This is a genomic window from Burkholderiales bacterium (genome assembly GCA_035518095.1).
In the GTDB taxonomy this organism is placed as follows: domain Bacteria; phylum Pseudomonadota; class Gammaproteobacteria; order Burkholderiales; family JAHFRG01; genus JAHFRG01.
This window is the reverse complement of sequence record DATIXX010000005.1, coordinates 34894-46818: the sequence shown is the minus strand read 5'-3', so window position 1 is coordinate 46818 and position 11925 is coordinate 34894. Positions and strand designations below refer to the sequence as shown.

Here is an 11925-nt window from a genome sequence, read left to right as displayed (position 1 = left end):
CTTCTTCCCGCCGTCGGGGTAAAAGATGCAATCGCAAAAACAATTTCCCCGCATGTTTAGTTTCGAATTTTTTCCACCACAGACGCCGCAAGGAGTGGAAAAACTGCGCGCAACCCGCAAGCAGCTCGCGCAGCTTAAGCCGGAATTCTTTTCGGTAACCTTCGGTGCTGGAGGCTCAACCCGCGACCGCACGCTGGAGACGGTGCTGGAAATCCAGCGCGAGGGCTTAAATGCGGCACCGCATATCTCATGCATCAGTTCTGCGCGGCAAACGATCCGCTCGGTCCTTGACCAGTACCGCGCCATCGGAATCAAGCGCATCGTCGCGTTGCGCGGTGACCTGCCTTCCGGCATGGCGTCGACTGGGGAATTCCGCTACGCCAACGAATTGGTGGAATTCATCCGCAAGGAATACGGGAATGCGTTCCACATCGAAGTAGCCTGCTATCCTGAATTCCACCCCCAGGCGCGCTCTGCCCAGGAAGACATCCGAAATTTCAAACGCAAGATTGAAGCAGGAGCCGATTCCGCAATCACCCAGTATTTTTTTAATGCGGACAGCTACTATGCATTTGTCGACGCATGCGAAGCTTCGGGACTCAATATTCCGATTGTCCCCGGCATCATGCCTATTAACAAGTTCGCTCAGCTTGCGCGCTTTTCGGATAACTGCGGCGCGGAAATTCCGCGCTGGATTCGCAAGAAGCTGGAAGGTTTTGGCGACGATACCGCTTCCATCCGCGCCTTCGGTCTCGATATTGTCACTCAACTCTGCGACCATCTGCTCTCCGCCGGTGCGCCAGGCCTGCACTTCTATACGCTGAACCAGGCCGGTCTTACCACCACAATCTGGCAGCGTCTGGGTTTGTAACCCATGTCGCATGCGGCATTGCTTGGAGGATTTTTTTAACCTCATTGCGTTGGCGATGCTTGATGGCGTTGCGATGGCTATTTTCCAGTGTCCGCATCCACGCTTGATTCGCCGCTTAAAGAACCTAGGGCGGGCGAGCATGTACTGCACATTCTCAAGCGAATTCTGGATCCGCGCGCAGTCAAGCGGTTAATTGACTGGGGGCAAACCGTGCGATTGCCGAGCGGTCAAATGCTGGGTTTCACGGTCATTGGCAATCCCGTCACCCCGCGGGCTTATCGAAATATCGAAAGCCGCGCCAAGGACGTGAGGCGGATCCTGGTTTGCAGCGACAGCGCAAGCTACTCGAGCCGGGCGTTTGACTATGCCGGCCCGGAACTTATCGAGTCAAAGGCGTGCGCAGAAAGTCAACCTGTTTGAGCCCAAATAAGTTGACAGACGGGGTGAGTGGATTATGCTTGCGCTTTTTTATTGTTCGCGGAATACGGCTACACGTTGCTCCGCACCGAACTTGAGGACGCGCCATTCACCAACGCCAAGACCAATCCCATCCCGCCCGAACCAAGCACGGTGGAAATTGTCGCGAGTCAGGGCGCCTGGATACAGGTGAAGGAACAGCAGCAAAACTGGTTGCCCCCGCTGGGTTTGCGCATTTGCGTAGGCCAAATAATTGGCGGGGGGCGCGTTACGAACCCTATGGACTGCCGCTGGTATTGGAGACACTTGCAAATCTAAATACGCAGGGCAGCTCCCCTGCGCTGATGTCCAACACTCATTCTGCGCGTGTAGCGCGTCAGGACGCGCCGGGCTAAGCGCTGGCGGAGAATCTTGACAAGTGTGGGACACACCTGAGCTGTCCGCACGCTTTGTAAGAGCCCTCGAGCCCGAGCTTGAAAATCGTAAGTGAGCACTCGCATCTAAAGTGGGGATCGATTGAATGAAAATGCGTACCGCGCGCCGCCTGGACCTCGGCTTAACAAGAGCTGAGTACGCCATCCTTAGCAGGCTTTCCACGCCGCACAAAATACAGAATTTTGTCAATGGGCTTCGCATAAACTTCGAGCGCAACGGGGACACCTGTCTTTCGGTGCGCCAGGTTCTGACGCGACGCCATGCACATTGCCTCGAGGGGGCCATGCTTGCGGCTTGCGCTCTGTGGATTCACGGCGAACCCCCATTATTGCTGGATCTCAAGGCCGCGCGTGATTTCGATCATGTTGTCGCGCTGTTTCGCCGCGGCGACTATTGGGGTGCGATTTCAAAGTCCAATCATGCGCAATTGCGCTATCGCAATCCGGTGTATCGGACACTGCGCGAGCTTTCGATGTCTTACTTTCATGAGTACGCTAACAAGAGAGGCGAGCTTACGCTGCGTAGTTACTCTCGGGCTTTCAATCTGCGCACCATAGACCCGCGGGTTTGGGTGACCAACGGTAGCAATTGCTGGGATATTCCCAAACTATTAGATGGAATCCGGCACTATCCGCTTGTCACCAGCAAACAAGTGCGTCTCCTGTACCGCCGCGATGCAATGGAGCGCAAGGCCGGAGCGTTGCTGGAGTACCGGCCACGACGGCGCAGCTAACGGCTCTTTTCGCGAAGTTATGTTGATTCGGGGCTCAATTCTTTTTATTGCACGCTGTAACCGCTGCACCACGCGAATAGCCGAATCAATTGACCCGCCCTAGTCATCCGCCCGTGTTGCCGTGAGCAGCGGCCGCATGGCAGTGAGCAAATTGGCGAATATTTTGCTGTTGGCCGCCTCGAACTGCGCCAACCTCTGCTTCATTTGCCAGCGCTGCATGGGCATGGCAAAACACGCCGGGCAGTTTTCGGCTATAACCGGCAGACCTGCACTCTTGGCGAACGCTGCCGTCTGGCGCTCGCGCACGTAAATAAAAGGGCGAATCACCCGGACATCCCCATCTTCGTTGACATAATGCGCGCGCATGGTGCGCAGCTTTCCCCCGAACATCGCGCTCATCATGAAAGTTTCGGCAAGGTCATCCAGATGTTGAGCCAGCGCCAGCACGTTATAGCCTTCGCGTCGAGCCGCCCCGTACAGCATGCCGCGCCGCATGCGCGAGCAAAATGCGCAAAATGAATCGTTGCCCATTTTTAGTTTAGCAAGCTCCAGTACCGGATAACTTTCATAAAAATACGTAACCCCCAGTTTCTTCATTAAGGCCTTGAGCGGTTCCGGATGATATTCCGGCGACTGTGGATCCACAGTCGCGGCAGCCAGGTCAAATTTCACAGGCGACTTGTTCTTGAGATTAAGTAATACATGCAACAGCGACAAACTGTCCTTGCCACCGGAAAGCCCGAGTAACACGCGATCGCCCGGGCGTATCATGGCGTAGTCGGCGATGGCTTGGCCGGCCAGACTCAGCAAGGAGCGCGGTGGTTTGATCGGTTCAGCATGCATATTTGGCCCTGCTCCGCAAATTCGCGACTCGTGATATTTGGCATGGCTATGCTCCCGCCATTGGTCAATGCGCGACAACACTGAGCAACTGAGCCCAGAGGCGGGTGAGCGGCGCAAGCGACGCGTAGCGAACCGTTAAGGGCGAGACCTGAAGTTTGCTCATATATTGATACTCCTGCCGCCGTCGACAGCAATGATTTGTCCGGTGATGTAAGGCGCGTCGGCAATCAGGAAATAGACCGCCTTCGCGATGTCTTCTGGTTCCCCGACCCGCTTTAAAAGCGTGGAGTTGATAATGCGCTGGCGCGATAATTCGTCAGACCATGCTTCATCCTCAGGCCAGATGATTGCGCCCGGCGCCACTCCGTTTACCCGAACTTCAGGGGCGAGCTCGCGCGCCAGAGAACGTGTCAGGTTTACCAGACCGGCCTTCGCGGTACTGTACACCACGTAATTTTTCATCGGCCGCTCTGCGTGGATATCCACAATGTTGACAATGCAGCCGTGATTCTTTTTCAGTTGCGCCGCCGCCGCCTGCAGCAGGAACAGCGGCGCTTTCAGGTTAGTGCCGATAAGATCATCCCAGGCCTTGTTATTGATTTCACCTACCGCCGTGGGGAAAAAACTGGAAGCGTTATTGATTACTACGTCCAGTTTTCCAAAATGTTTCACGGTATCGCCTACCAAGTTTGGAAGCATTGGTAAATTTAGAAGATCTGCTTGGACCAGCGCCACCGAATCAGCGCGCTGAAGATTGAGTTCCGCTTGCAGGGCGCGGGCTTCCTTTGCCGAAGTGCGATAGTGCACCATGATGCTGGCGCCGTGCGCGTGCATGTATCGGCAAATTGCTGCCCCCACCCGCCTTGCTCCCCCGGTGATCAGGACGACTTTGCCTTGCACCCTGTTTCTCCGTTATATTCTGATGGTGCTGATAAGCAGAATTTTACAGCAATTTCCTGACGGTAAGCGCTTGCCCATTGTTCCCTGATCAGTCCCGCGTGACGTCATTGCCACAGCCCAGCGCGCAGCTATTGGAGCACAGCGAACGTGTGGTGCATATGATGATCAAGGAAATTGCAGCGAGCGGCGGCTGGATTTCCTTTGCCCGCTATATGGAGCTAGCGCTGTACGCTCCGGGGCTCGGCTATTACAGCGCAGGCGCGGAAAAATTTGGGATTGCAGGCGATTTTGTCACCGCCCCCGATATGTCCCCGCTGTTCGCCAAGTGCTTATCGAGACAAGCATCACAGGTGCTATCGCTTGTTGCGGGAGATATTTTGGAACTTGGAGCCGGAACGGGGAAACTTGCGTGCGACCTGCTGCGCGGGCTCGAAGAGCAGAACGTCGCTCCCGAGAATTACTTGATACTCGAGGTGAGCGGCGAACTGCGAAGCCGCCAGCAAGCGTTGATCAGTACGCTTCCTGAAAAGCTTGCGCGGCGCGTGAAATGGATCGACACATTGCCGCAGCAATTTGGCGGACTGATCCTGGCGAACGAGGTCTTCGACGCGCTTCCGGTGCATGTCGTAGCTTGGCGCAGGCAGGCCATTTTCGAGCGTGGCGTCGCTTATGCAGACGGAAGTTTCAGCTGGAAAGAACGCCTGCTCGAACATGAAGAATTGTTGGACTCCGCATCAAAGCTGCACCTGCCGGAGGACTATATCAGTGAAATTCACCTTGCCGGACGAGTTTTGATGCACAGTCTTGCAGCGCTCCTGGAGCAGGGCGTAATACTCGTAGTGGATTATGGATTCGGCGCGCAGGAGTATTATCACCCGCAACGCAACCGCGGCACCTTAATGTGCCATTACCGCCAGCGCGCACACGACGATCCGTTTTACCTGCCGGGACTGCAAGACATAACCTCCCATGTTAATTTCAGCGCATTGGTGGAGAGCGCCGGAAACTTGCGTCTGCTCGGATACACCACCCAGGCTCAGTTTCTGGTTAATTGCGGTATCACGGAAATTTTGAGTAAAACCGCGCCTGTCGATGCTGCCTACCTGCCTTTGGCATCGGTGGCCCAAAAGCTGCTCAGTCCGGCTGAAATGGGGGAGTTATTTAAAGCACTGGCTTTGGGCAAAGGCATTTCCCAAACTCTCGTCGGTTTTACCAATGGAAACAAAAGCCGCATGCTGTGAGTGTCAGTTGATCGCTTTTGGGGCACGCGAAAGCGAATGGTATGCTGGCATATTTCGCAACCGCCCGATATTCATGCTTCGATCATATTGCAATAATAAAATCCGCCCTGCTGTGTCACTGCGCCCTTGGCAAACCGCAACCGGTCCTTGAATAGCGGACCATCGTAAATAAAGCTTGTGAATTCGCTGTTCTCGCCGCAAGGGTCTACCTTCCCGGGTAACTCCCTGAAAAATTCGCTGTCGATCTCTCGGCCGGCGAATGAAGCATCAAGGGTACGGCCGTCCACGCCGACGGCCACACCCTTAAATCCCAGTTCCATGAACTCGCTCGCAAGCGCGCGGCTGTCGCTTTTCCAAAGCGGAAAAAGACACTGGATACCGTACTTATTCGACAGGCTCTCGGCGAATGCTCGCATGTCCTCGGCAAAAATGCCGCCAAATGCGACGCTGTTCACGTTCCTGCGTTTGAGCCGGAGCATCAGTCCGCCAAATATTCTCTGTCGCACTGCATCGTCGGCACCGCTTGGCACGTCATAGATGTAAAGCGGGAAACCCAGAGCGCAGGCTTGCGTTTCGAGCAGGGCGCGCGGTACGTCGCCGATTCGGCCTTTGCTTTCGCCTGCGGCTATTGCAGCCACCAGTGCCAAGACCTCATGTTCGCCTTGCTCGAGTAGCCGGTGCAGCATTAGCACGCTTTTCATGCCGCCTGTCCAGGATAAAATGATTTTCCCGTTCATGAGGTCGATGCCGTTTCCTGTGGTCGGCTGTCAGGAGACAGTACAGGCATTGAGTAATCGCGCTTCCAACGTCAGGAACAAATTATTGAGAGCTTCTGCGAGAGTGGGGTGGGCGAAAATTGCTTCCTTAATTTTCGCGTAATGTACGCGCCCCATCATTGCCATTTGCAGCACCGCCATGACTTCACCCCCCTCGATTCCCAGTATTGTGCAGCCGAGAACCTGTCCGGTGTCAGAATCGACTAACGCTTTCATGAAGCCGCGTTTCACCGACCTCAATCGCCCGCGCCACGCTCGTCATCGGCAGTTTCGCGACCCGGTAATTGCGGCCTTGGGCCCGCGCCTCGGTCTCGCTGAGCCCCACACTCGCCAGCTGCGGATCAATGAACATCGCGCTGGGCACCAGCCGGCCCTCTAGCGTGGAATTTCCGGCTTCCAGCCAGTTCGATCGTAGGATGCGAAAATCGTCGTAGGAAATATGCGTGAACGCGGGGCCGCCCTTGACATCGCCAATGGCGAAAATGCCGGGAACGCTGGTTTCGAGTTTGTTGTTGACCTTGATGTATCCCTGTTTGTCGGTCTCGATTCCCGCTGCACCGAGATTCAAGTCAGGCGTGTTGGGCACGCGTCCCAGTGCGGCAAGCAAGTGCGAGCCCGTAACTGTCTGTTCTGTATCGTGCACCTTGCTGACCACTTCAACGCCGCCGTTCGCCAGCTTGGAGATCTGCATGGCGTGCGCGCTTAACGCAATCTCAATGCCATCCTGGCGCAGGATCTGGCGCACTTCCTCCGAGACATCCGGATCGTCGCGCTCGAGCAGCCGGTCGCCGCGATGAATGATGGTGACGCGGCTGCCGAAGCGGCGGAACATCTGCGCAAACTCGAGTCCGACGTAGCTTCCGCCCAGCACCAGCAGATGTTCCGGAAGATGCTGCAGTTCCATGATGGTGGACGAATTCAGCGGTTGAGCTTCTCTCAATCCGGGCAAACGCGGCAGCGCGGGTGAACCTCCAGTGTTGATGACGATTTTGTCTGCTGTCATTTCCAGCTTTCCACCGTTATTCAAACGCACCTCGAGCGTGCGCCTATCACTAAATCGCGCCGCGCCGAAAATGAGCTCTAGATTGGGTGTTTTTTTCAGCCTATCCTGTCCGCCGCTGCGAAAACGTTCAACGATCGCCTGTTTCCGAGCGTATATCTTAGCCATGTCCACGCTCACGTCCCCGGCGTTGATTCCGTAGCTCGCGGCGCCGCGCGCCAGATACGCGATACGCGCGCTCGCCACCATGGTCTTGGTCGGCGTGCAGCCGACGTTTATGCAGGTACCGCCGACGTGCTCGCGTTCAATCACTGCGGTTTTCCAGCCGGCGCCCGCGAGGGCTCTTGCAAGTGGGCTGCCAGATTGTCCGGTGCCGACGATAATGGCGTCGTAACGGTCGGTCGATGGCATGAATGCTCCCTCCGGATTTGTTGAAAACTGGTCGCCTTGCAGGTTAGCACAATATAATCACCGTGACTTGCACGCGCCGCGCATGATCGGCAATCAATCGTGAGCCTATATCGCTGTTATTTGTACTTCGCAGTGCTGCTATTTTCGGCTAGCCAGGCAACGGCCATCGAGCCGCCGCAAGACCGCGCCGCCGTCAATAAATGGGAGCAAGGTCCGTACGGCTTGATGCTGCGCCGCGTACTTCCGCCCGGCCCGGACCCCAGGGAATTGCCGCAACCGGACTCTGCCGGTGCGCAGGCTTTAACGCGTTATTGCGTGCAGTGTCATTACTTGCCCAGCCCTTATATGCACACGCCCGAAAGATGGCGGGTGGTGGTGGATCGCATGGACCGACGTATGCGCGGCGAAGGCAATATGGGCACGCTAATGAAGGAGCTGATGGAAGGGGTAAAAGCGCCGTCGCAGCATGAACTCGATTCGCTGCTCGCGTACCTGGGCAAATACGGCCAAAATGCCATAAATCCGGCACAATATCCGGACCTCAAGACCACGATTTCGGGGCAGACCTATAGTGAAGCCTGCGCCCAATGCCACGAGCTTCCCGATCCGAAGCGGCATACCGCAAAAGAATGGCGCAAGGTGGTGGAACGCATGCAGAAAAATATGGCGTGGGTGGGGGTCGTCAAGGGCAGAACCCGGAATCCTCATGAACTCAAGATCGAGGATATCCTCGATTTCCTGGAACGCCACAGCAGGGCGAACTGATAGATGCCTTGGAGCGCGCCGCGAATCTTGCGGCCATAGTAACGCTCAGTGTCTGCTCAGGGTGCGCCCGGCACCTGCATGCCCCGCTGCACTGCGGGGCGCGCGGCGATCATATCGAACCAGCGTTTCACGCTTGGATAATTCTCCAGCCTGATTTTATGCCACTCAAAGCGCGCGACCCACGGAAAAGTTGCGATATCGGCGATCGAATATTCGCCCGCAAGATATTCGTGCTCGGAAAGCCGGCGCTGCAGCACACCGTATAGACGGGCGGTTTCATTGGTGTAGCGCTCGATGGCGTACGGCACCGCCTCGGGCGCGAAACGCAGGAAATGGTGCGCCTGACCAAAAAACGGGCCGACATTGCCCATTTGGAACATCAGCCACTGCAGAATCTCATAACGCGCTACCGCGGCATTCGTCAGAAACCTGCCGGTTTTTTCCGCAAGGTAAATCAAAATCGCGCCGGATTCGAACATCCTGTATGGGGCGCCGTTCGGTCCTTGTTCGTCGATAATGGCGGGTATTTTGCCGGACGGCGAGATCGCTATAAATTCCGGCTGGAACTGTTCGCGCTTGGAAAGATCAACCGCATGCACACGATATGGGAGCCCAGTCTCTTCCAGCATAATAGAAATCTTGCGACCGTTGGGTGTAGACCAGGTGTACAGATCTATCATTCGCGATACTATTTCGCGTGAGATTCGCGTTTCAAAAATAACGAGACTCTGGGAATTGATTCCGCAGGCGTTTGGTTAGTTATTCCATGAGTCGGACTGCGAACTCGTGGACTTCTGCTCGCTTTTGGCTTGCATGTAGCTGTGGATTTCTTCAAGCGTGAATGTCGCGTCCTTGTCGGCGTCTATGGCATCGAAGTTTTGATACACGTGGGGCATGGCCCTGGCTTCCTCTCGCGTCAGCGTGCCATCGTGATCCTCATCGGCCTTTTTGAATTGCTCCCTGGCCCGCTGCTGTGCGTTTTTTTCTCGGGATTTCCCGTGGGCGCGGATTTCACCCAAGGAAACGGTGCCATCCTTGTCGCTATGCATGGCACGGAAATTTTTACACGCATAAGGGATGGCCTTGGGCTCTTCCATGGTAAGCGTGCCGTCATGATCCTTGTCGGCTTGCTTGAAGCGATCCTCAAGTCGCTACTGGTTTTTTCCAGGCTCATTCGTGGAATCCGCCAGCGCAAATGCGGGAGCCCGCAAAAGCAAAATGTACAAAACGCGTTTAAACACGGTGCTCTCGTGGCATATCGAAATTAAAGCGCTTTAATTGCTTCAAGTTTGGCAGCGGTTCCGACAGCCTGTTGCAACTGGTCTTTGACCGCTGCAATTCGCGCCGCGCGCACTTTGGCGGCAATTAGCGCAGGGTTGCGCAGCCGCTTGGCTATTGCGCCCGCATTCACGCTTTGCGCCGCATGCAAAGCCTGTTGCAGGATTTCAGCTTGCGCAAATGGCTTGGTTTCAAACCCCGGACGGCCGTGAAAATCGCAGCTGCAGGCCTCAAGAAATTCGACAAATCGCTTCGGCTTGCGGAATGCATCCAGCGCCTGAAGCAACCGGATGACTGTCGCGGGCCTGAGCTCGCGCGCACGCCGTGCCTCGCCATGATGCCGGGCAGCGAGAAGCGCCAAATCGCGGCAACCGGCAGGAACCCTGATGCGCCTGCAGAGTTTTTCTACCAACTCCTCGCTTCGCGCCTCATGGCCGGGATGGTGAGGCCATTTGCTGCGCGGCGTCACGCCCTTGCCAAGATCGTGTACCAGCGCGGCAAAGCGCACCGGCAGCGAAAAATTCTTCGACGCGGCATAGTCGACAACCAGCATGATATGCACCCCGGTGTCAATTTCCGGATGGTATTCGGCAGGCTGTGGTACACCGAACAAATGGTCTATTTCCGGGAGAATTTTGCTGAGTGCGCCGCTTTGTCTCAGCACTTCAAACATGCGCGAGGGCTTCGTTTCCATCAAGCCTTTCGCCAGCTCCTGCCACACACGCTCAGCAATCAACGCGTCGACTTCGCCGTTTTGCACCATTTTACGCATCAGTTCGAGCGTTTCCCCGGCGACCTGAAAACCAAAGCGCGCCGCGAATCGCGCTACTCGCAAAATGCGCACCGGGTCTTCAGCAAAAGCCGGACTCACATGTCGCAAAACGCCGGCCTTGAGGTCTTTCACGCCGCCATACGGATCAATGGTCCGCCCATTTTCATCCTTGGCGATGGCGTTGATGGTGAGATCGCGCCGCGCCAAATCGTCCTCCAGCGTGACATCAGGGGCGGCGTGAATCTTGAACCCTTTGTAGCCTCGGGCCGTCTTGCGTTCGGTGCGCGCCAGAGCGTATTCCTCATGGCTTCTGGGGTGGAGAAACACCGGGAAATCCTTGCCTACCGGCTTGAAGCCCAAACGCAGCATTTCCCGCGGCGTAGCGCCGACCACCACGTAATCGCGATCCGTTACTTTGAGACCCAAAAGTTCGTCGCGTACTGCGCCGCCGACCGCATAAATTTTCATTGGCCCATGCGATTCAAGCCGGCTCACGCCTTAGCGCCGCGCCTTGAAACGAAACATGCGATAGCGTTCGCGCGGTGTGCCGCCGGTGAGATACAGCGGCACCAAGGCTTGCAGCGCCGCCGGTTTGAATCCGAAAATTTCAGGAAAATCGCAATCACACACGCTGTCTACTTTCATCGAATAGTAGCTATCGCGAGTCAGCGGTAATTCTTTCCTCATTACTTGCGGCAGAAGTTCCATTGCCCACGCCTGCAGGTACGACAGTGAATCGCTCAAGCCGATGATGCGGCGCCGTTGCCCCGTAACTTGCGCCACATATTCCACCAGTTCGCGCAGCGTATACACCTTAGGTCCGCACAAATCATAACTCTTGCCAAAGGTCTCCAGCCGGTCGAGGCTGAACACGATGGCGCGCGCCACGTCCTCCACGAAAACCGGCTGAAACCGCGCCTGCGGGCTCCCGAGAAACAGCACCGGAAAGTATTTCAAAAGTTTGGCAAACAAATTGAGAAAATTGTCCTCCCGGCCGAATATCACTGAAGGACGAAACACGCTAAGCTGAGGGCCTTGGGTCGTTTGCTTGAGCGCAGCTTCCGCTTCGCCTTTGGAGCGAAGGTAGGCGCTTGGCCCGTTGGGATCCGCTTTTAGGGCACTCATGTGCACCATGCGCTTCACCCCCAAGCTAGCGCAAATTCTGGCGATCCTTTGCGGCAATTCGACGTGCACCCGCTTGAAATCTCCGTTGCGCTCCTCGTGCAAAATACCCACCAGATTGATTGCCGCGTCCATGCCAGTAAGCGCTTGCTTAAGCTCGTCATCAACATGGACGTTGGCTTGGACTACATCGACGGTCGGCAGAACGATGAGTTCTTTGGCGCGCTCGCGGTTGCGAGCCGGTACGCGTACACGGCGTCCCTGTGCAGCAAGCAAGTGTGCAATATGCCCGCCCACAAACCCGCTGCCCCCTATGACACAAACCTTGTTGATCTGCATGCGTTGCGCGAACAAACTCCAT

12 protein-coding genes and 3 pseudogenes are annotated in these 11925 nt (G+C 56.0%); 6 read left to right on the top strand and 9 right to left on the bottom strand.

Annotation, left to right across the window (positions count from 1 at the left end):
* Positions 1-52 precede the first annotated feature (52 nt).
* The 4 genes from metF to VLV32_00515 all read left to right on the top strand — a co-directional run bounded on the left by metF (position 53) and on the right by VLV32_00515 (position 2456).
* A complete protein-coding gene (metF, locus tag VLV32_00530) occupies positions 53-871 on the top strand; it encodes a methylenetetrahydrofolate reductase [NAD(P)H] (protein HUL40384.1) in 819 nt (272 codons plus the stop codon).
* 87 nt (positions 872-958) lie between these two features.
* Positions 959-1291, top strand: coding sequence for a hypothetical protein (locus VLV32_00525; protein HUL40383.1), 333 nt, complete (start codon positions 959-961; stop codon positions 1289-1291).
* A 27-nt stretch (positions 1292-1318) separates the two neighbouring features.
* Positions 1319-1606: a hypothetical protein gene (locus tag VLV32_00520; protein ID HUL40382.1), complete on the top strand. Its 288-nt coding sequence runs from the start codon at positions 1319-1321 to the stop codon at positions 1604-1606.
* Positions 1607-1808: 202 nt separating this feature from the next.
* On the top strand, positions 1809-2456 hold the full coding sequence (locus VLV32_00515; protein HUL40381.1) for a hypothetical protein: 648 nt from the start codon (positions 1809-1811) through the stop codon (positions 2454-2456).
* A gap of 99 nt (positions 2457-2555) precedes the next feature.
* Here VLV32_00515 and VLV32_00510 read toward each other — a convergent pair whose 3' ends face one another.
* Together VLV32_00510 and VLV32_00505 are read right to left on the bottom strand one after the other, a co-directional pair.
* Positions 2556-3299 (bottom strand): ATP-binding protein, encoded by a 744-nt coding sequence (locus VLV32_00510; protein HUL40380.1) that lies wholly within the window; start codon positions 3297-3299, stop codon positions 2556-2558.
* 159 nt (positions 3300-3458) lie between these two features.
* Entirely contained in the window at positions 3459-4199 is a 741-nt protein-coding gene (locus VLV32_00505; protein ID HUL40379.1) for a pteridine reductase, read from the bottom strand.
* 98 nt (positions 4200-4297) lie between these two features.
* On the opposite strand from VLV32_00505, the gene VLV32_00500 reads away from it, so the two are divergent.
* Positions 4298-5440, top strand: a complete 1143-nt coding sequence (locus VLV32_00500; protein HUL40378.1) for an SAM-dependent methyltransferase — start codon at positions 4298-4300, stop codon at positions 5438-5440.
* A 71-nt stretch (positions 5441-5511) separates the two neighbouring features.
* On the opposite strand, the gene VLV32_00495 is transcribed toward VLV32_00500, so the two are convergent.
* Together VLV32_00495 and VLV32_00490 are read right to left on the bottom strand one after the other, a co-directional pair.
* Positions 5512-6177 carry a hypothetical protein gene (locus tag VLV32_00495; GenBank protein HUL40377.1) on the bottom strand — a complete coding sequence of 222 codons (666 nt, stop codon included), beginning with the start codon at positions 6175-6177 and terminating at the stop codon, positions 5512-5514.
* Positions 6178-6207: 30 nt separating this feature from the next.
* A pseudogene (locus VLV32_00490) lies at positions 6208-7627 on the bottom strand (mercuric reductase).
* Positions 7628-7726: 99 nt separating this feature from the next.
* Between VLV32_00490 and VLV32_00485 the strand changes: the two are divergent.
* The gene (locus VLV32_00485) at positions 7727-8392 is read left to right on the top strand and encodes a hypothetical protein (GenBank protein HUL40376.1); all 666 of its coding nucleotides are present in this window, start codon (positions 7727-7729) and stop codon (positions 8390-8392) included.
* A 71-nt stretch (positions 8393-8463) separates the two neighbouring features.
* Here the strand turns inward: VLV32_00485 and VLV32_00480 are convergent.
* The 5 genes and pseudogenes from VLV32_00480 to VLV32_00460 form a co-directional block, all read right to left on the bottom strand.
* Positions 8464-9072: pseudogene (locus VLV32_00480) on the bottom strand (glutathione S-transferase N-terminal domain-containing protein).
* 75 nt (positions 9073-9147) lie between these two features.
* The gene (locus VLV32_00475) at positions 9148-9441 is read right to left on the bottom strand and encodes a hypothetical protein (GenBank protein HUL40375.1); all 294 of its coding nucleotides are present in this window, start codon (positions 9439-9441) and stop codon (positions 9148-9150) included.
* Positions 9442-9483: 42 nt separating this feature from the next.
* Positions 9484-9537, bottom strand: a pseudogene (locus VLV32_00470) (hypothetical protein).
* Positions 9538-9656: 119 nt separating this feature from the next.
* On the bottom strand, positions 9657-10910 hold the full coding sequence (locus tag VLV32_00465) for a multifunctional CCA addition/repair protein (GenBank protein HUL40374.1): 1254 nt from the start codon (positions 10908-10910) through the stop codon (positions 9657-9659).
* A gap of 30 nt (positions 10911-10940) precedes the next feature.
* Complete coding sequence (locus VLV32_00460) at positions 10941-11903, bottom strand: complex I NDUFA9 subunit family protein (protein HUL40373.1); 963 nt, start codon at positions 11901-11903, stop codon at positions 10941-10943.
* Positions 11904-11925: the final 22 nt, after the last annotated feature.